Here is an 18753-nt window from a genome sequence, read left to right as displayed (position 1 = left end):
CCGCACCCCCTCGGTTCACTTCATCCCCGCTACCGCTTGGGGATGTCCGACGGCGCCGGTTGGATCAGGCGTTCCAGCACGGTGACCGCCGCGCCCGGGCCGTCCTCGGCCGCCACGCGGTCGCCCAGGGCACGAGCCGGTCGGGCGCGGGACAGGGCGGCGCGCAGGGCGTCGGCGAGGGCGTCGGCCGTCACGCGGTCCCGGGCCGGGGTGGTGGCGCCGACCTCCAGTTCGGTGACGCGGCGGCCCCAGAAGAACTGGTCGGCGAAGAACGGCACGACCACCGACGGGATGCCGGCCAGCACCGCCGCGGCCGTGGTGCCCGCGCCGCCGTGGTGGACGGCGGCGGCGCAGCGCGGGAACAGCGCGCGGTGCGGGACGTCGTCGACGACCAGCACGTCGTCGCTCGTGTCGGACAGGCGCAAACCGCTCCAGCCCGACAGCAGCACGGCTCGCCTGCCGACCCGGCGGGCTGCGGTGAGCAGCAGCTCGGTAGCGGCGGACGGGTCCGGATCGGGCATGCTGCCGAAGCCCAGGTACACCGGGGGTTCGCCGGCGTCCAGGAAGTCGGTCAGGGCGGGCGGCAGAGCGGTGTCGGCATCCCTGGACCAGTAGCCGGTGACGTGGTCGGTCGGCGTCCAGTCCCGTGGGGGTGGGACCACGGAAGGGCTGAAGCCGTACAGGCGGGGAGCTCGGTCGCGCGGCGGCGGGGTGCGGCGCGGCAACGGCGGGAGGCCGAGGTCGGCGCGCTGGTCGTTCAGCAGCGGGCGGAAGGCGCGCCACAGCAGGGCTTCGGAGAACCTCCAGGTGGCGCGGTTGAGGACGGCGGGCACCGGCTTGGGCAGGGCCGTCATCGGGAACGCCCCGGTCGGCGTGTTGGGGGACAGGTGGGCGGCCACGACGGGCACGCCCAGGTGCTCGGCCACGGTCGGCCCGAACGCCACCAGCGTGGAGTGGACGACCAGGTCGGCGTCGCGGCACGCCTCGATCGCCGCCGTCAGCGACCCGCGCAGCTCCGGTCCGACCACCTCGCGCAGCCGCCGGACCAGCGTGACCGGGCTCCGCGCGGCCAGCAGCGCCTGCCCCTCGGGCCCGGCGAGGGTGGCCTTGGGGTCGCCGGGCAGCTCGGCGAAGTCGAGCCCCGCGGCACGCACGGCGAGCTCGAACTCGCGGTGCGTCACCAACCGCACACCGTGCCCGACCGCGCGCAACCGCCCGCCCAGTGCGAGGAACGGCTCGACGTCACCCCTGGACCCGGCGGTCAGCACGGACACCCGCATCCGCGACCCCTTCCACTCCACGACAGGACCGCAAAGGTAGCGCCGGGGCTCGATCGGCCCGCGAGGTCCTCACCCGGGCTCCTGCACCACCTCGACGACCCGACACCGAGCGCACCGCCGAAGCCACCGCGCTGTTGGGGATCCGGATCAGGTGGTCGAGGTCAGGGCCCTCGTGCCCGCGAGCGCTTCGAGGCACCGGGTCCCGCGGCTCACTCGCCGCTCGTCAGCGGGGCGAGGTGGGTCACGATGGTGTCGATGGTGGGGAAGTCCCAGGCGAGTGTGGGTTCCACGAGGACGCCCCAGCGATCCTCGATGTCGACGCACAACGCCATGGCGTGCACGGAGTCGAGGCCGAGGGAGCGCAGGGTCACGTCGGTGCCGACCTGGGACGGCGGCAGCTTGAGGTAGCCCGCCACTGTGTCGACGAGCCAGGCCCGCAACGTGTCGTCAGACATGGCTCTCCTCCGGAGCGGCGACGGTGGCGGCGACCGCGGGGGACAGCGCGCGGTGCAGGATCGGCAGTCCGCCGGAGAGGAACAGCTCACGCATGTGCCCTCGGCGCACCTTGCCGCTCGTGGTGTGGCGGATGGTGTTCGGGCGGACGACCGCGATGCTCACGGGCACGCCGAACTGCTTGGTGACGGCGTCGAGCACGACCTGCGCGAAATCGGCCGGGTCGGGTCGGGAGGCGCGGCGCAGCTCCTGCACCAGCACGACGTGCTCGCCGGATTCCTCGTCCCGCACACCGAAGGCGGCGCCTCGGCCCGCGTCGGGATGCGCCTCCCGTGCGGCGTGCTCGACGTCCTGCGGGTAGAGGTTGCGGCCGCGGATGATGATGATCTCCTTCAGCCGTCCGGTGACGTAGAGCTGGTTGTCGAGGAGGAATCCCAGATCGCCGGTCCGCAGCCACCGGCCGTCGGGGCCGGTGACGAACGTGGCGCGCGTCGCGGCGGGGTCGCCGTGGTAGCCCGCGGCCAGGCTGGGGCCGGCCACCCGGATCTCGCCGATCGTGCCGTCGTCCACCTCGGAGCCGGTGACCGGGTCGACGATCCGCACCGCCATGTCGCCCGGCTCGCCGCACCCGACCAGCGGCACACCACCGGCGTCCGACGTGGGCACGGCCCGGCCGGTGGCCAGGGGCGCCGGGGCGAACGCGCGGACGGTCGGCCCGCGGCCCCGTGACGTGCAGGTGACCACCAAAGTCGATTCGGCGAGCCCGTAGCCCGGGTTGAGCGCGGTGCGCCGGAACCCGACCGGCGCGAACCGGTCGGCGAACGCGTCGAGCGTGGCGATCCGGATCGGCTCGGCTCCGCTGACCGCCATCGTCAGGCAGGACAGGTCGAGTCCGGCGAGGTCCTCGTCGCCGATCCGGCGGGTCGCCCACGCGTAGCCGAAGTCGGGGGCCACGGTCCAGTCCACCCGGTGGTCGCTGATCGCGCGCAGCCAGCGGATCGGGCGGGCGACCACCGACTCCGGGGAGAGCAGGACCAGGTCGGCTCCCGCGTGCAGCGCCTGCAACTGGAGCCCGACGAGTCCCATGTCGTGGTGGTGCGGCAGCCAACCGCCGATGCGCCGGACGGGGACCTCGCCGCTGACCCTCCCGAACACCTCCAGGTTGTGCGTCAGGTTGCCGTGGGTGACCTCGACGCCGCGCGGCACGCTGGTCGACCCGGAGGTGTACTGGAGGTAGGCGACGGTGTCCGGGTCCGGCGCCCGCGGTGGCTCCCCGGCGTCGGGCACGGCGGTCTCCTCGAAGGTCCGCGCCGACAGGTCGCCCAGCGCGGCCACGTGCGCCTCGTCGGTGAGCACCATCCGCGCACCCGAGTCCGCGAGCAGGCGGTCCACCCGGTCCGCCCGCGAGGCGCCCGACAGGGGCAGGGGCGCGGGCACCGCCACGACGCGCGCGTAGAGGCAGCCGAGGAACGCCACCAGGAAGTCCAGCCCGGCGGGGTAGAGCAGCAGCACCGGCGCGCCCTCCGGTGCCGATCCGGTCAGCCAGGCCGCCACGGCCCTGGCCCTCCGGTCGAGTTCCAGGTGGGTCAGTTCGGTCGCCGGACGCCCGTCGGAGAGGTAGGTGACCTTCCGGTCGGGGCGCGGGTGGGCGCGGAAGCGGGTGACGAAGTCCGTCATTCGGGCAGCCCTTCACGCACGTACCAGGAGATGAGCAGGTCGAGGATCCGGGGTGTGACGGGTGGCGGCTGGGCGTCTGCGCGGGACTCGAACTCGTACTCGTGGCGCAGGTAGGGCGAGGTGAACTTGCACCGCATGTTGACGATCGCCTCGAACCTGGTGAAGGGCTCGGCCTCGACGTCCTCGGCGGTGACGGGGACCAGCTCGACGGGCAGGTGGGCGGAGATCGCGGCGAACAGGTCGGTCACCGGCACGGCGACGGCGGGCACGAGGTGCCGGACCGGCCGGTCGAGCGGGCCGTCCGCCAGCGCCAGCATCCGGTCCACCGTGCCGTCCACGGGGGTCAGGTGCAGCGCCGCCCCCGGGTGGCACACGAAGCGGACGCGTTCGCCGGGGGTGCGCCTCGCGAACAGCGCGATCACCCGGAGGAAGTCGTAGAGCCCGAGGTCGGACAACGCCCGACCGGTTCCGGAATGACCGACCATGACGCCCAACCGGGTGACCAAAACGACACTCTTTCGTGCTAACCCGGTCTGCGAGAGGGCGACTTCGGCCGCTCTTTTGGAGTGCTCGTAGTCATTCCTGAACTCGGACGGGTGACCGTATTCAGGCCATTGCTCCAACGTTCTACTGTGCGTGGTTCCATTTTGGTAAGCCGTGCTGACGTGGACGTAACGCGACCCGGGTTTCGCGTGCCTGGTGAACGCGGTGACGGCGTTGGCCGAACCGACCACGTTGACGGCGTGCAACTCGGCCTCGCGCCGCGGGAAGAACGTGATCAGGGCTGCGCTGTGCCAGTAGGTGCAAGGCTCGGCGAACACGTCGGGCGCCGCCGTGCCCAGCGCGGGATCGCCCAGCGAGAACGTCCTGAACTGCACCTTCTTCGCCAGGTCGGGGTTCAGGTGCAGCGTGGCCAAGGCGTCGGAGACCTTCCTGCGGACCACCTCCTCACTGGCCCGCGCCAAAGCGATCACCGAGTCGCCGCGCGCCACGAGCGCGCCGATGAGATGGGAGGCGACGAATCCGTTCGCGCCGTCTACCACATGATTAGCCATCCAGCAACCTTCGCGTGGTCGCGTGGTGGACACTAGCGTTCACGTCGTCAGAGTAATGCACCTTCGGGAAAGGGTCGCATGCCATGCTCAACGAACTGCTGAAGCGAAAACTCGCACACCTCTTCGCCCTGCTGGACGTGGACGACGACGGCACGATCGACAGGATGGATTACACGGCGTCCGCCGACCGGCTCGTCACCGCTTTCGGGTACGCGCCGGGCTCGCCCGAGAGCGAACTCCTCCGGAGCCGCTACGACCGGTTGTGGGAGACGGTCACCCGTCCGATGGACACCGACGGTGACGACCGCGTCGACGTGGCCGAGTACTCCTCGGGCATGGACCGGTTCGTGACCACGTCGGAGGAGGGCTACCGCACCCACATCGCACCGGTCGCCGACGCCTTCTACGACCTGATGGACGTCGACGGCGACGGTCGGATCACCAGGACCGAGTACGTGCGCATGGCGGCCAGCGCCTTCCGCCTGTCCGAGGAGGCGGGCAACGCCGCGTTCGACAAGCTCGACCTGGACGGCAACGGCTCGCTCGAGCGCGCCGAACTGCACGCCGCCAACGAGCAGTTCTTCCGCAGCGCGGAGGAGGACGCCAGGGGGAACTGGATCTTCGGACCGATCGCGGTCTGATACCGACCCGCCGGGCGCGGACCGCGCCTGCGCACACCCGGCGGGATCTGGCCGGCGGTGCCGCGCTCCGGTCGGACATCGATGCCGACCGGAGCGCGGCACCGCACTCCGCTGCGGGTCGCGCTATTGGCCCCGGCAGTCCCACCGCGTCAGCCTGTCGTTGTTGGTGGCGCCGACGTACTTGGAGACGCTGTTCTCCGGCTCGTCCCACAACCGGGTGTTGCCGTCGTACGCGACGATGGTCTTGTCGGTGTCGGTGTTGACCCAGCTCGACGTCTTGCGCGAGAAGCCCCAGTCGCCGGCCTGGTCGGCGCACGTTTCGGCGAACTGCCACCGGTCACCGCCGAAGTCGCGGTCGCCGTAGAAGCAGTAGTTGTCCTTCTTCGTCGCCCCGGAGGGGCAGCCGTGCACGTCCCTCGTCCCGGACGGGTCGGCGAGGTCCGCCAAGCCCATCGACCGGACCTGCCGACCCCGGGGGTTGCGCCCCAGGCCCCTGGGCGCCACCGCCTCACCGGGCGAGGGCATGACGAGCACGACCCGGCCGCGGTCCCACGCCAGCGCGTTGTCACTGACCTGGACACCACCGGGGTGCTCGGCCAGCAGCTGCTCCATCCTGGGCGCGAGCGGACCGGTCGGTCCACCCGGCGCCGCCCCCGCCGCCGGTGGGACCGAGGCCGCCAGGAACGCCGCCGTGACGACGGCACCGCACCTCGCGAGCATCCGGCGAGTACTGGATGTGACTCCCATGTTCCCCTCCTCGGAGACGGTCGGGCACGCGTCGCGCCCACTCGTGAGGGTCTCCGAATCGCACCTGCGCCAGTACGGGGTGAACCGCTACTCCACTCGATCGGGAAGGCCTGGCGCGGCCACGTCACCGCACGTGGCCGGGCCGACGGGGTGCTGCCCGGCGCGGCCCCTCGAACGGTCCACAGTGGTCAGTCCGGATCGGGTGGTCGAGTGGCGGCTGATCGGACGATCGTCGGTGCACGCGGCCCGGAGGGTGATCGATCGAGCCCGACGGTTACGAGGATCTCGACCGGGCGCTCGGGCGGGCTCGTGACCGGGTGGACCGGCTGGGGGCGCTGTCCGGCGCGCGTGCCGGTGGCGAGTGGCGAGGCGGCGAGGCCGTCCAGTCGGAGTTCGACGACGGGTTCGGGGCCGACCACCAGGTCGACTGGCGGGCCGGCCGCCCCTCGGTGGTGATCGGGGTGCGGCACGAGGACAAGGAGTTGCCCGTGCGTGCCGTCCTTCGTGTCCACAACACGTGAAGCCCGGTGCTACGGGCGGATGTTCTTGTTCAGGTGGAGGAAGTTGGTGGGGTCGTACCGGCGCTTGAGCGCGGCCAGGCGGGCGGTCTTGGGTGGGCCGTAGGCGTCGGTGACGCGGTGGGCGGGTTCGTCGGCGTCGAGGAAGTTCGGGTGGGTGCGGCCGTCGGTGAAGTGGGCGAAGGCGTTCCAGGCTGCCCGGGTCCAGGCGGTGTGGGCGGTGTCGGCGGGGTCGCTCCAGGTGGACTGGAACATGCAGAAGAAGCGCGCGTCGCGGCCGGGGAACGCGGTGCCGTCCTCCGGCACCCGGGCGACGGCGCCTTCGAGGTGCAGCAGTTCGACCAGGCACAGGGGCGACACGGCGGTGCCGGCGTGGTGGACCAGGGCGGCGATGGCGTCGTCGGTCAGCTCGGTGAGGTAGCCGGAGCGGATGCTCTGGCGGTAGCCGTAGTCGCCGGCGGGCATGCCGTCGAACATGCTCTGCAGCGTCGTGTAGGGCATCTGCGCGATGAGGTCGGCCGCCGGTGGGCCGAACTCGCGCAGCGGGCGCAGGGCCTGTTCGGCGTCCTCGGGTGGACCGCTGTGGCACACGCCGATGGCGACCGCCGGCTTGCCGTGCAGTGATTCGGGCAGGCCGGCCATCACCGGCGCGGTCAGGGCGATGACGGTCGAGGTGACGGAGTCGGGTTCGGTCGCGGCGTAGTCGCGGTAGAAGGCGAGGACGTCGGCCAGCCGGTCGCCGGGATGGACCAGCAGTCCGGCCGTGACCTCGCGGACCGGGTGCAGGCGGAACTCGAACTCGGTGGCGACGCCGAAGTTGCCGCCGCCTCCGCGCAGGCCCCAGAACAGCTCGCTGTTGTCGTGTTCGCTCGCGGTGAGCAGCCGTCCGTCGGGCGTCACGACGTCGACGGAGAGCAGGTTGTCGACGGTGAGCCCGTGCTTGCGCATGAGCCAACCCATGCCGCCGCCGAGGGTGACGCCGGCGACCCCCGTGCCGGAGCACTGCCCACCGGTCGTGGCCAAGCCGAACGCCTGCGTCTCCCGGTCGAGCTCGGCCCAGGTGAGCCCGGCCTGGGCGCGGGCGACGCGCCGCACGGGATCGACCCGGACGCCCTTCATCGGCGACAGGTCGAGCACGACGCCGCCCTCGCTCACGCCGTTGCCCGCCACGTCGTGGCCACCGCCGCGCACCGCGACCTCGACACCGAACTCCCGCGCCACCGCCAGCGCGTGCAGGACGTCGGCCACCCCGCGGCAGCGGGCGATCACCGCGGGACGCCGGTCCGCCACGGCGTTCCACACCACGCGCGCCCGGTCGTACCCGGCGTCGTCCGGCTCCAGCAGCTCGCCGCCGAATCCGGCGCGAATGGCGTCGGCCAGCGGCCGTCCGTCCCGGTCCACCACCGCTGCTCCGATCGCCGGACCCGCGCCGGCCGAGCCACCGGCGCACCGGCACCCGTCGTGGCGACCGCCGGGAGAGCAGCGTAACCGCGTACCGCGCCCGGGCCGTCCGGTGTCGCCCGATCGGACCTGGTGGGGCACGTCGGACGCTTGTCCGGTTATCGTGGGGATGCCGACCCCCTGGTCCGCCGCCCACCCCCCTGGTCGAGCGACACGGGTATCAGGGGGTTCCTCCGGTGGTGGGCACCTGGTTGTCTGCCGGGCTGTGGGCACGGGTGGTCGCGGTATCGGCGTTGAGCGGTCAGGGGCGTGGTGGTGTACGAGAGCGTGCTGCAAGGGGACCCTCCCGCGGGCGAACCCGGCCGCGTTCCACCCTGGGCGGAGGCGTTCGACCACTTGGCGCCGGGAGTCGGTGAGGTGATCCACGAGCGGACCGCCGAGCTGCGCGAGGCGTGCCCGGTGGCGCGCAGCGAGGCCTACGGCGGCTTCTTCGTGGTGACGAGGGCCCGGGAGATCGACGCGGTGGCCAAGGCCGACGACACGTTCTCCTCGGCGGTCGAGGGGTTGGGCGCCACGATGGTGCTGCCGGCGTTGAACAGGGTGACGGCGCCGCTGTTCGAGTCGGACCGGCCCGCCCACACCGTCTGGCGGCGCGCGATGCAGCCGTTCTTCACCCCGGCCGCGGCGGCCGGTCTCGAGCCCGCCGTCCGGCGCCTGGCCCGCGAGGTGCTGGACGGGCTGGCGCCGCGCGGGCGCGCGGACCTCGTGGCCGACTTCGCGGCGGTCGTGTCGTCTTTGGTCACCGTGACGCTGCTGGGTGTGCCGGAGGTCCGCCGCGCGGAGATCGCGGCGTTGACCCGGCAGCTGTTCGGTGCCGCCGACGCCGAGCAGGCGGGTGCGGCGGGCGGGCGGTTGGCCGAGGTGCTGGCCGGGTTGGTGCGCGAGCGGCGCGGCGCGCCGGTGCGCGACGTGTTCGGCGCGGTGGTCAACGCCGCCGTGGACGGGGTGCCGGCGACCGACGACGAACTGCTCAAGCACGGGTTCCTGATGCTCGCGGCGGGCACCTTGACCGCGTCCGACACGATCGCCAACACGGCCTACGTGCTGGCTTCCGACGCGAGCCTGCGGGCTCGGGTGACGGCCGACCGGTCGTTGCTGGGCGCGGTGGTGGAGGAGAGCGTCCGGCACGAGTCGGCGGTCGCGGCCACCGGGCGCACCGTGCGCCACGGCACCCGGTTGGCCGGTGCGGACCTCCAGGCGGGGGACCGGTTGTTGCTGCTGTGGGGCAGCGCGAACCGCGACCGGGCGGTGTTCGAGGACGGGGACCGGTTCCGCCTCGACCGCCCCCATCCCACCCGGCACCTCGGGTGGGGCGCGGGGGCGCACCACTGCCTGGGCAAGCACCTGGCCCGGTTGCAGGTCCGCGTGGTCCTCGACGAGCTGCTGGACGCCCTCGGCGACTTCGCGGTCGAGCCCGGCTTCGTGCCCCGACGCACCTTCGGCGTGCTGCGCGGCCTGACCGCCTTGCCCGTGCGGTGGACGGTGGACGACGGCCTCGTGGCGTCACCGGCCGGGTGACCGCCCGTCCGACCCCGCGGTCGCCGGCGTGGACGCGCCGTCGTGCATCCGCTCGATCCAGTCGGTCAGGGCGGTGCGGTCGGTGACGCCCAGGGTGCGGTAGATGACGGTCAACTGCTGTTCGACGGCACCGCGCGAGCTGTGCACCTTCCCGGCGACCTGCTGGTTGGTCAGCCCCTGGGACACCAGGTCCGCGATCTTCCGCTGCCGCGGCGTCAACGTGCTCCAGGAGGCGTTGGCGTAACGCTCCTCGCGTCGTCTCAGCGTGTCGCCCGCGACGATGTGCGCGGTGAGCGCCAGGTGGTGCACCTCGACGGCGGGCATGGCCGCGCCCTTGTCGAAGCACTCCCGGAAGCGATCCCGGCCCAGCACCCGTTCCAGGGTGGCGTGGGCGCGGTCGCGTTCCCGGCGGAACGGGACCAGGCCGATCACGTTGACGTGGGTGTCGCGCTGGATGGCCAGCGCGCCGCCCATCAGGATCGCGGCGGCTTCGGCCACCTCACGGGCGCCGGTCTCGGCGTTGCCCGCCTCCAGCCGCCCGGCGATGGCGGCCAGCGCCCAGAAGCACGCCTCGCTGCCCCAGGTCGAGCCCCACCGCTCGCGCAGGTCGATCTGCGTCTCCAGACCGGCGCGGAACCACTGGACGGCCTCCACCGGGCGCCCGTGCATCAACGGCGCCAAGCCCCTGGCCCACTGCGCCCAGCTGATCGCCCACTCGGCTCCGGCGGCCCGGGCGTCGTCCAGGCAGCGCTGCGCGATGCGGGTCCCGGTGGCGTCGTCGCCCCAGAACCCGGCGCCCAGCGCCCACATCAGCAGGGAGTTGCCCCGGTCGCCGTCGAACTCCGGGCCCGACCGCGCGAACAGGTCCACCGCGCGCCCGAGGACCTGGATGCAGTCGGGCGTGCCCGTGCCCTCCATCAGCCAGGCGCCTTCCAGGAACACCACCGGGGCGACGTCGTCGGCGGGCGTGTCGGTCATCGCCACCAGCTCGCGGCAGTGGCGCAGGTGGATCTCGGCCTGCTCGGGCAGCCCCTGGCACAGCTTGATCCAGCCCAGCAACGCCGAGGAACCGATGCGCTCGGGCGTGGGTTCGACCGGCACGAGGTCGAGGAACCCGGCGAACCGGTCGCACCACTCGCCCAGCCGCGCGAAGAAGAACGGCAGGCGCAACCTGGCCAGGTGGAAGACGATCTCGAGGCCGGTGCGGGCCTGGTCGCTCGCGGTCTCGGCGCACCAGTCCATCGCGGCGAGGAAGTTGGCGATCTGGTCGTTCGCCCGCCGCAGCAGCTCGACCTCCCGCGGTCCGTACCAGGTGTCGGCGTAGTGCTTGGCCAGGTCGCGGAAGTGCCGGGCGTGGCGGGTGCGCACCGACTCCGGTTCGCCGCGGTCGACCAGGCGCGCCTCGGCGTACTCGCGCACCGGGTTGAGCTGGCCGAGCTTGCCCGGACCGTGCCGCTTGATCAGCGACTTCTGGATCAGGTCGTTGACCAGGTCGGCGACCTCCGCGCGGTGCACGCGCACGGCACCGCCGGGCTCGTCACCGTTCGGGACGACCTCCGGGTCGGCGCACACCGCCTCGACGTCGCCGACCGTGAAGCCGTCGGCGAACACGCTGATGCGAGCGGCCAGGGCGGCCTGCTGAGGGGTCAACGAGCGCCAGCTGTCGTCCATCATCGCGGTCAGCGACGGGTGGTGCGTCTTGAGCCCCTGCCGGCGGCTGCGGCGGCCACCGGCCCGCGCGTGCAGCAACCTGCCCTTGTCCAGGCGCTCCAGCACCTCGCGCGGGGCCATGCCGCCCAGCAGCCGAACCGCGACGAAGATCAGCACCAGGGGGATGCCGTCGGTCCACGCCACCAACCGGCGCAGAGTTTCCCAGTCGTCGTCCGGGGTCAGCCGCATGCCCCGGTCGTTGAGGCACTGCACCAGCAGTCGCTCGGCGTCGCTGAGCGGCCCGTCCGACTGGTCCCGGTAGTCGGCACCACCGGTGCACTCGGAGGGCTCCAGCGCCAGCGGCGGCACCGCGACCACCAGCTCCTTGGCCAGTTCCAGCGTTTCCCGGCTGGTCAGCAGCACCCGCAGGTCGGGCAGCTCGTCGAGCAGCCGTTCGACGAGGTCCACGACGTCGTCGAGCAGGTGGTCGCAGTTGTCCAGCACCAGCAGCGTCCGGCGGCCCGCCTGCTCACGCCGGCGCAGGTGGTCCACGATCACCGGCAGCGGCCGGTCGACGCCCTGGTCGGTGATCTCCAACGCCCGCAGGACGAGGTGGTGCAGCCGGTCCTCGTCGGGTGCCTTCAGCTCGGCCAGGTAGGCGAGGGCGACGTCACGCCGCGCCGCGCCGCCCACCGCCGGGTCATCCCGCACGCGCCGCGCGGCCTCCTCGGCCAGGCTGGTCTTGCCCACACCGCCCGGGCCCAGCAGCGTCAGGACCCTCTTGTGGCCCTGCCCCTCGATGAAGGCCACCACGTCCGCGATCAGCGCGTCCCGCCCGATCAGCGCCGTCGCTTCCCCCTGCGGATACCCACCTCGACCCGTCGTCACTCGCCGCCCCCCAACCGATCACATCGTCCGCGTCGGTCCGCGCCCCGTCCAACGCGGCTCACCGGTGGTGATCGACGCACTCCGGGCCGTGACCAGCCCATGATCGTGCCCGCAACGCGGAACCACGTCCACCCGATTCGCGGAAGACGGCGCTCTCGTCGTGATCAGGGGGTGGCGGGCGACCCCCTGACCCGAGAACTGCGTGGCCACCCCCTGGCGATACGGGGGGTGGCGCGGCCGAGACTTGTTCCGCCGGCCGGCGGCGAAGCCGTCCGCGACCGGGGACAGGCCGAGGGGAGCGATCGCAGTGACAGTGGCGCACCACGCCCGACGCGAGCCGACCGTTGCACGATCACAACCGGTCACCGCGGTCGACGCCGATCAGGCGAACAGGACCGGGGTGCTGGCCACCGTCAGCGGGCTCGCCTTCCCCCGCGACCTGACGTTCGACGCCTGGCAGCAGGCGGGGCTCCGGGTCGCCCGCATCGCCAACTCCTCCGCCTGGTACCTGGGCGACTGGCTCGTCTACGGCAAGGAGAAGTACCGCGACCGCTACCGGCAGGCGATCGACCTGGTCGGGCTGGACTACCAGACCCTGCGCAACTACGCGTGGGTCGCCCGCAAGGTGGAGTACCCGCGACGCCGGAAGGACCTGAGCTTCCAGCACCACGCCGAGGTCGCGCCCCTGCCCCCGGCCGACCAGAGCCGTTGGCTCGACCTCGCCGAACGGCACGGATGGACCCGCAGCCGGTTGCGGCAGGCGGTGCGCGGCGGGCTCGGGAGTGCGACCGATGACGAGCAGCGCGCGCTGCCCCGGTTGAGCGTGCCGAGCGCGCGGGTCGAGGTCTGGCGCAAGGCGGCCGCCGAAGCGGACGTCGAGTTCGGCGTCTGGGTCGTGAGGGCGTTGGACCGAGCGGCTGGGACGGTCCTCGACGCGAGGTGAGCGGGCGCCCCCGGCGGCTGCTCCGGCCTCGGCGGCGTGCGACGGTGGTACCGGTGTGGGTTGAACTGGTGTCCGGGCCCGTGACGGCCGAACGGAGGTCAAGACGCGCAGCAGCCGTCTTCGTGGATTCCGGTCCGGGAGGCGGGGACGGGGTCCTGGTCCTGGTCGGCGACCGACGTGGGCCGCCGGTCGTCTCGCGGACCCAGGGGGTCGGCTGTTACCACCAGGGCGATGGGACGCGTGCTCAGCCGGTGCGCCGCGGCGGTGCGGGAGAGCGGGGCCGTGGTCCGCGGTGTCCGAGGTGGTGACGCTCCGCCGGGGCTTCCCGACCGGGTCATGGCCGTGGACCTGGTGGCGGTGTGCGGCTTGTGCCCGATCCAGTCGCACGTCGTCGCGGGGACCGCTACCGGGTCGGCGCCCGGTAGCGGCGGATCCGCGTCACCGGCCGGGCGGCAGCCGCAAACCCCAGCGGTAGGCCTGGAGGTTGCCGCTGTCGAACCCGAGCGCGGAAGCCCACAGGAACAGGCGGAACCGGCGGTACAGCGCTTGACCCCAGCGTTCCACGACCTCCTCGCGCGCCGCGTCGAGCCGGCGTGCCCAGGCCCGGCAGGTGAGGTGGTAGTTGTGCCGCTCGTCGTGCAACCCGGTGAGCTGCAACGGTGACCGCGCGACGTGGGCCAGGTACTTGGGCAGCAGCAGCGGGGACGACCGACCGGGGTAGACGAACCGGGTCATGAACGTGGACATCCGGTACTTCGAGCGCATCCCGAACGCGTCCAGGTACACCCGGCCACCGGGCCGCAGCAGGTCCGCGTACTGGCGGAGGGTCCGGCGGTAGTCGGGCAGGTGCTCGGTGACGCCCATGTTGACGATCGCGTCGAACTTCCGCCCGGTCCGGTACTCGAGGAAGTGCCTGCGCACCACGGTGACCGGGAGGTCGTGCCGTTCGACCAGGTCGTTGAGGTACCGCTCCGACTCGACCGCGAGGGTGAGCGCGGTGACCCTGATGCCGCGTCGCCCGGCGTGTTCGAGGAACGCGCCCCAGCCGCCGCCGACCTCCAGGACGTGGGCGTCCTCGGGCAGGTCCAGCGATTCCAGGGCGATGTCCATCTTGCGCGTCATGGCGTCTTCGAGGGATTCGTCGTCGTGCTCGAAGGCACCCTGCGTGTAGCAGCGGTGCCGCTCGTCGAGGAAGGTCAGGAAGAAGTCCGACTCGATGTCGTAGTGCGAGGAGATCGCCCTGCGGTCGTGCGCGGTGCCCGCGCCGAGCAGCGTCGGCAGGTACCGCCCGATCCACGTCACGGGGTGGAAGTCCCGGAAGAACCCCCGCATCGCCAGCGCCGCCGTGAAGTCGCCCTCGACGTCGAGCCACCCCTCCAGGTACGCGACGCCGATCTGGAACTGGTCGAGCGAGGCCAGCGCTTCCTCACCCCGCCGGTCGGTGGCCGCGAAGGTGAACCGCGGCTCGCCGGACCCCACTTCGTAGACCCGGCCGGACGCGGTCCGGACCGCGAACGGGACGGCCGCGCGGCCCGCGTAGTAGTCGCGATGGCGACGCGCGATCGGGTTGATCACGGCGATGTCGTTCATGAGCCTCCCATCATCGTGTCCCGAAGGTCAGGGGCAGGAAGATCTGCGCGGCGGTCAGGAGCACCGGGAGCACGGCGAGCACCGCGTAGGTCGAGAACGACGCCGTGCCCAGTCGGAGCGGGCGGATCCGGGCCGCTCTGCACCGCTCGGACTCGGCGACGTAGGGGGCGGCTGCCTCGATGTCCACGTCGGGGTCGATGCCGCGGCTCGCCATCAGGTCCGAGATCTGCCGGACGCGGGTGTCGCGGGCCGTCTCCGCCGCTCGCCGCAGGACCAGCCACGGCACGCCGATGAACAGCGGCACGAGCGCGATGTAGACGACCACCAGGACCGCGACCCACCCGTAGTTGTCGATGCCCAAGGACGCCAGGACGATCGTGAGCGTGACGCCCAGCAGCGCGTTCGCCCACACCACCGTCCGGTACAGGGTGGCCAGGGGCGTCCAGCCGTAGCGGCCGTCGCGGTTGAGCCAGTCGGCCGACGGCTCGACCACGAAGTGCGACGCCACCAGGAGGTAGATGGCGATGACGCCGACGACCTGGAACGACAGGATGATGAAGATCGCGAACCAGGCCAGCATCCAGTACAGGATGTGGCCGAGGATGTGGTGCTTGCCCGCCCACCAGCTGGCGTAGGCCTCGCGCACCCACTCGGCCTTGTCGTGCTCGTTCGCGCCCGTCGGCGCGAGCACGTGGAACATGTTGTTCTCCAGGCCGAGGATCAGCAGGATGGTGAGCACCAGCGCCGAGCCGCCCATGAGCACGAGGAGCCCGACGCCGCGCCGCTTCAGCGCTTCCACCACCTTGCTCACCACGGTGTCCAGCGCCTGGTCCGGCGCGACGCCGCTGATCATCCGGTCGACTCCCAGGAGCTTCGACACCCGGGTCGACCTCGGCACGTCACGCGCGACGAGGGCGCCGTTGGCCGTGAGCCGGGACAGGCACACCGACAGGTGCTGCCAGTGGCGGTGCAGCAGCACCGCGCCGCTCACGACGATCAGCGCGAGCAGCCAACTGACCACGTCCCGCATGAACGGGAAGCTCGGCGCCGACCGCTCCGCGAGCGTGATGCCGACGGTGCGCTTGAAGTCGGCCGCCGGTTGGAAGTCGGCGGCTCGGCCGAACGTGCCCTCGATCGTGCTGACCAGCACCAACAGCGCGATGACGACCACGCCGCCCAGCGCGAGCCACCACGTGTGCACGCCCTTGAGCTTCTGGTACAGCAGGGCGAACTGGAACGGGTCGAGATCCGCAGTGGTGATCTTCCGGCTCATGAGGTCTCCGAGGACGTCAGGCGCGCGGCGAGCTGTGACGGTTGTTCCAGCCAGGGCCAGTGGCCGCACCCGCGGATCACCGACACCCGGACCACCCGCATCATCCCGCGCAGTCGGGCGACGTCGTCCGCGTCGATCAACCGGTCCCGGTCACCGATGACGAGCGTGACCGGCTGTTCGACGGCGGAGAGGAGCCGGTGGTAGTCGATGGCGTTCGCGGTCAGCAGGATGCGCAGCACCGCCAGGCTCCCGCTCCCGGTCAGGGCCTCCACCAGGTGCTCGGTCGGGATGCGGCCGGGATGGGCCACGAACGGCCACAGCGTGACCGTGCGGAGGAGGGCGGACGAGGCGAGGGCGTTGAGCAGGAACCTCGGCACCGGTACGACACCCGCCAGGAACTGGGTGAGGACCACCAGACCGAGCTTCGGGTGCCGCAGTGCCCGGCTCGGGCGCTGCGCTATCTCGGAGGCCCGCAACAACGCGCCGCTGACCAGGACCAGGCTGCGGACGGCGTCCGGCCGGGCCGCGGCGAGCCCCGCGGCGACCACGCAGCTGATCGAGTGCGACACCACCACGCAGCGGTCGACGTGGAGCGCGTCCAGCACGCCCGAGATCCGCTCGACCGCGGCGGTGAGGTCGAAGTCGCCGCGCCGCGTGCGGCTGTGCCCGAACCCGGGCACGTCGATCGCGATCACCCGTGCGGTGGGGCTCAGCAGGCCGATCACGGGTATCCACTGCTCGAGTGATCCGCCCAGCCCGTGGATGAGCAGGAACCCGGTTCCGGAGGTGCCGCGCGGTCCGGTGTCGATGTAGCGGATGCCGCCTTCGACCCTGGTCGTGTACCGCATCGTCGTCCCCTCGACAGTTGCGCGTGGCGGACGCGTCGAGCCCGACCCGTCCGGTTGACCCGCATCACCTCTTCTTCGCGCCTCACCAGTGCACCGTTAGCGAGGAGGGAGGTCATGCCCCCGAACGGCGGCCAGCCGCGCACCGCCGTCCACTTCGGACTTGATCGGTGAGGGGACCGACAGGTCACGGATCCGTATAAGCCATGCACCCGACGACCCCGGTGTGGTCCCCTATCGATCGGGTCGGGACACCGTTGTGGGGGGATTGAAATGGGCGAGGACAGACCGAAGGCACAGCCACCGGCGGTCGAACCGCCGGAGCAGGGGGCACCGGCGGAACCCGGGTCGGCCGCGGTCGACTCGCCGGTCGTCGGGCCCGATCCGGTCGAACCGGCTGCCGTTGAGCCGTCTGCTGTCGAGTCGGTTGCCGTTGAGCTGCCTGCTGTTGAGCCGTCTGCCGTCGAACCGTCTGCCGTCGAACCGGCTGCTGGTGAGCCGGTTGCCGTTGAGCTGCCTGCTGCTGAGCCGGTTGCCGTCCAGTCGGCTGCCGCTGAACAACCCGTCGCCCAGGCCGTCGAGCTCACGGCGGCCGTTCCCGCCGTGGCGGCGAATCCGTGGGCGCGGCCGGGCGGGATCGAGGAGCACGTCGAGTGGGTCGACCCGACGCCGACCGACCCGATCCTGCGGATCCCGCCGACGCCGCCCGAGCCGAGGTCCACCGCGGCCGCCGTGCTGCTGAACCTCACCGGGGTCGGCGCCGGCTACTTCTACCTGCGCCGGCGCGTGCTGGCCTGGACGGCGGCGGGTCTCGCCGTCGCGCTCGTCGTGCTGGCCTTCGCCACCAACGCGGCGGCCAACCCGTGGTTGTGGCGGGCCGTGGCGGCGGTCTGGGTCCTCGTCCTCGTCCTCGACGCGTGGCGGATCGCGGTGAAGCACCCGCCGGTCGCGAACCGCCGGCCGGTGGTGATCGGGGCGGTCGCGGTGGTCGCCGTGGTGGGCGCGTACATCGGGTACGGCGTGCTCGGCCGCAACACCTACGACGACGGGCTCGCCGCTCAAGGCCGCGGTGACTGCGCCGCGGCGACCAGCCGGTTCGAGGCGGTGACCGGGCCCTACGAACTGACGCTCAGCTCGGACGTCGCCGCGGCCGGCCGCGGCTTGGTCGAGTGCGCCGACTTCACCCACGCGGCCGACTCCGCGGACGAAGCCGCGGCGGTGCAGCGCTACGGCCGGTTCCGCGTCGACCACCCGGACAGCCCGCTGGGCCCGTTCGTCCGCGCCGAGCTCGTCGAGACGTACACGACCTGGGCCCGCCGCCTGCGCGACGAGGGCCGGCCGGCCGACGCGATCAAGGTCTACCGCGACCTGCTCGCCGAGGACGAGTCGTTCGCCCCGGAGGTCGCCGACGCCTACCTGAGGCTGGCGAAGAAGATCACCGCCGAACCGCCCGTCAGCGCCGGCGCCGGTGCCACCGCCCTGACGACGATCGCCGACGAGTTCGGTGACACGCCGGCCGCCAAGGAGGTGCCGGCGGCGTTCGACGCGCTCTACGCGGCGGCCACCGCGCCGCTCGCCGCCGGCCAACCGTGCCAGGCGGTGGACGTCCTCGCCTTCTTCGCGGACCTGAAGGACGACGTCGCCGCGAAGGTGGCGGGCCAGGCGAAGAGCCAGTACCCGCGGGCCATGCTCGACTGCGGGTTGAACGAGCTGCGCGACGGCCAGGCGACGGTCGCGACCGGGTTCCTGGAGCGGTTCATCAGGACCTTCCCGGAACACGGTGACCTGCCGCAGGCCAGGTCGGCCCTCATCGCCGCCGAGGTGGCCGTCGGCACCGGCGCGCGGGTGCCGGTGCCCGCACCCCTGGGCACGGGCGGCCCGCTCACGATCACCTTCTACAACACCGTCAACAGCCCGATCGACATGAAGCTGGCAGGCTCCACGGCGCACGAGTTCACGCTGCCGGCGTGCACGGGTTGCCCGGAGGCCTACGCGGCCGGCACCGGCGACGAGGCCTGCGACTCGCCCGTCGGGCGGCCCCTGTTCGCCGTCGGCCTGAACGCGGGCACCCACCACCTGCTCGCCGACTTCGAGGGCAGCGGGAAGATGGTGAAGCAGTTCGACGCCGCCGTCGGCGGGTTCGACCTGTACTGCCTGTACGTGGAGAACGGCAACTGATCCCGTGACGCGCCGCCGGACCCCGCACCGGGTCCG

The 18753-nt window shown here is 72.4% G+C and carries 15 protein-coding genes; 5 read left to right on the top strand and 10 right to left on the bottom strand.

All coding sequences use genetic code 11. The annotated features are described in order from the left end of the window. Positions 1–29: 29 nt before the first annotated feature. From FHX81_RS11140 to FHX81_RS11125, 4 genes are all read right to left on the bottom strand, one after another. A complete protein-coding gene (locus tag FHX81_RS11140) occupies positions 30–1301 on the bottom strand; it encodes a glycosyltransferase (protein ID WP_141977590.1) in 1272 nt (423 codons plus the stop codon). 188 nt (positions 1302–1489) lie between these two features. Next, the gene (locus FHX81_RS11135; RefSeq protein ID WP_141977588.1) at positions 1490–1735 is read right to left on the bottom strand and encodes an acyl carrier protein; all 246 of its coding nucleotides are present in this window, start codon (positions 1733–1735) and stop codon (positions 1490–1492) included. Continuing rightward, positions 1728–3410: a fatty acyl-AMP ligase gene (locus tag FHX81_RS11130; RefSeq protein ID WP_141977586.1), complete on the bottom strand. Its 1683-nt coding sequence runs from the start codon at positions 3408–3410 to the stop codon at positions 1728–1730. Before FHX81_RS11130 ends, FHX81_RS11135 begins: the two co-directional genes overlap by 8 nt. Further along, positions 3407–4465, bottom strand: a complete 1059-nt coding sequence (locus FHX81_RS11125; protein WP_141977584.1) for an SDR family oxidoreductase — start codon at positions 4463–4465, stop codon at positions 3407–3409. The genes FHX81_RS11130 and FHX81_RS11125 overlap by 4 nt, the downstream gene beginning before the upstream one ends. An 83-nt stretch (positions 4466–4548) precedes the next feature. Here FHX81_RS11125 and FHX81_RS11120 point away from each other — a divergent pair, with 83 nt between their 5' ends. Continuing rightward, on the top strand, positions 4549–5106 hold the full coding sequence (locus tag FHX81_RS11120) for an EF-hand domain-containing protein (RefSeq protein ID WP_141977582.1): 558 nt from the start codon (positions 4549–4551) through the stop codon (positions 5104–5106). 123 nt (positions 5107–5229) lie between these two features. On the opposite strand, the gene FHX81_RS11115 is transcribed toward FHX81_RS11120, so the two are convergent. Next, positions 5230–5853 (bottom strand): peptidase inhibitor family I36 protein, encoded by a 624-nt coding sequence (locus tag FHX81_RS11115; protein ID WP_141977580.1) that lies wholly within the window; start codon positions 5851–5853, stop codon positions 5230–5232. A gap of 317 nt (positions 5854–6170) precedes the next feature. Here FHX81_RS11115 and FHX81_RS11110 point away from each other — a divergent pair, with 317 nt between their 5' ends. After that, positions 6171–6374 carry a hypothetical protein gene (locus FHX81_RS11110; protein WP_141977578.1) on the top strand — a complete coding sequence of 68 codons (204 nt, stop codon included), beginning with the start codon at positions 6171–6173 and terminating at the stop codon, positions 6372–6374. A 9-nt stretch (positions 6375–6383) separates the two neighbouring features. Here FHX81_RS11110 and FHX81_RS11105 read toward each other — a convergent pair whose 3' ends face one another. Continuing rightward, positions 6384–7772, bottom strand: coding sequence for an FAD-binding oxidoreductase (locus FHX81_RS11105; protein WP_141977576.1), 1389 nt, complete (start codon positions 7770–7772; stop codon positions 6384–6386). A 417-nt stretch (positions 7773–8189) separates the two neighbouring features. Here FHX81_RS11105 and FHX81_RS11100 point away from each other — a divergent pair, with 417 nt between their 5' ends. Next, the gene (locus FHX81_RS11100) at positions 8190–9350 is read left to right on the top strand and encodes a cytochrome P450 (RefSeq protein ID WP_141977574.1); all 1161 of its coding nucleotides are present in this window, start codon (positions 8190–8192) and stop codon (positions 9348–9350) included. Here FHX81_RS11100 and FHX81_RS11095 read toward each other — a convergent pair. Next, positions 9336–11888, bottom strand: a complete 2553-nt coding sequence (locus tag FHX81_RS11095; protein WP_141977572.1) for an ATP-binding protein — start codon at positions 11886–11888, stop codon at positions 9336–9338. The genes FHX81_RS11100 and FHX81_RS11095 overlap by 15 nt on opposite strands. A gap of 400 nt (positions 11889–12288) precedes the next feature. Here FHX81_RS11095 and FHX81_RS11090 point away from each other — a divergent pair, with 400 nt between their 5' ends. Next, on the top strand, positions 12289–12831 hold the full coding sequence (locus FHX81_RS11090) for an LmbU family transcriptional regulator (protein WP_141977570.1): 543 nt from the start codon (positions 12289–12291) through the stop codon (positions 12829–12831). Positions 12832–13269: 438 nt separating this feature from the next. Here the strand turns inward: FHX81_RS11090 and FHX81_RS11085 are convergent, their stop codons facing one another. From FHX81_RS11085 to FHX81_RS11075, 3 genes are read right to left on the bottom strand one after another with little or no spacing between them, the layout of a single operon-like run. Next, positions 13270–14421: a class I SAM-dependent methyltransferase gene (locus FHX81_RS11085; RefSeq protein ID WP_141977568.1), complete on the bottom strand. Its 1152-nt coding sequence runs from the start codon at positions 14419–14421 to the stop codon at positions 13270–13272. 10 nt (positions 14422–14431) lie between these two features. Next, the gene (locus FHX81_RS11080) at positions 14432–15694 is read right to left on the bottom strand and encodes a hypothetical protein (protein ID WP_141977566.1); all 1263 of its coding nucleotides are present in this window, start codon (positions 15692–15694) and stop codon (positions 14432–14434) included. Then, positions 15691–16542: an alpha/beta fold hydrolase gene (locus tag FHX81_RS11075; RefSeq protein ID WP_141977564.1), complete on the bottom strand. Its 852-nt coding sequence runs from the start codon at positions 16540–16542 to the stop codon at positions 15691–15693. Before FHX81_RS11075 ends, FHX81_RS11080 begins: the two co-directional genes overlap by 4 nt. A 600-nt stretch (positions 16543–17142) precedes the next feature. On the opposite strand from FHX81_RS11075, the gene FHX81_RS40440 reads away from it, so the two are divergent. After that, positions 17143–18717, top strand: a complete 1575-nt coding sequence (locus FHX81_RS40440; RefSeq protein ID WP_170232010.1) for a tetratricopeptide repeat protein — start codon at positions 17143–17145, stop codon at positions 18715–18717. Positions 18718–18753: the final 36 nt, after the last annotated feature.

It is taken from the genome of Saccharothrix saharensis (assembly GCF_006716745.1).
Lineage (GTDB): Bacteria > Actinomycetota > Actinomycetes > Mycobacteriales > Pseudonocardiaceae > Actinosynnema > Actinosynnema saharense.
The sequence above is the reverse complement of the archived record's forward strand: the minus strand, read 5'-3'. Positions and strand labels throughout refer to the sequence as shown.

Excerpts from the sequence above, each read along its gene's own strand:
- FHX81_RS11135 (WP_141977588.1), bottom strand. The coding sequence starts at position 1,735 with ATGTCTGACGACACGTTGCGGGCCTGGCTCGTCGACACAGTGGCGGGC.
- FHX81_RS11130 (WP_141977586.1), bottom strand. The coding sequence starts at position 3,410 with ATGACGGACTTCGTCACCCGCTTCCGCGCCCACCCGCGCCCCGACCGG.
- FHX81_RS11125 (WP_141977584.1), bottom strand. The coding sequence starts at position 4,465 with ATGGCTAATCATGTGGTAGACGGCGCGAACGGATTCGTCGCCTCCCAT.
- FHX81_RS11120 (WP_141977582.1), top strand. The coding sequence starts at position 4,549 with ATGCTCAACGAACTGCTGAAGCGAAAACTCGCACACCTCTTCGCCCTG.
- FHX81_RS11115 (WP_141977580.1), bottom strand. The coding sequence starts at position 5,853 with ATGGGAGTCACATCCAGTACTCGCCGGATGCTCGCGAGGTGCGGTGCC.
- FHX81_RS11085 (WP_141977568.1), bottom strand. The coding sequence starts at position 14,421 with ATGAACGACATCGCCGTGATCAACCCGATCGCGCGTCGCCATCGCGAC.
- FHX81_RS11080 (WP_141977566.1), bottom strand. The coding sequence starts at position 15,694 with ATGAGCCGGAAGATCACCACTGCGGATCTCGACCCGTTCCAGTTCGCC.
- FHX81_RS11075 (WP_141977564.1), bottom strand. The coding sequence starts at position 16,542 with ATGCGGTACACGACCAGGGTCGAAGGCGGCATCCGCTACATCGACACC.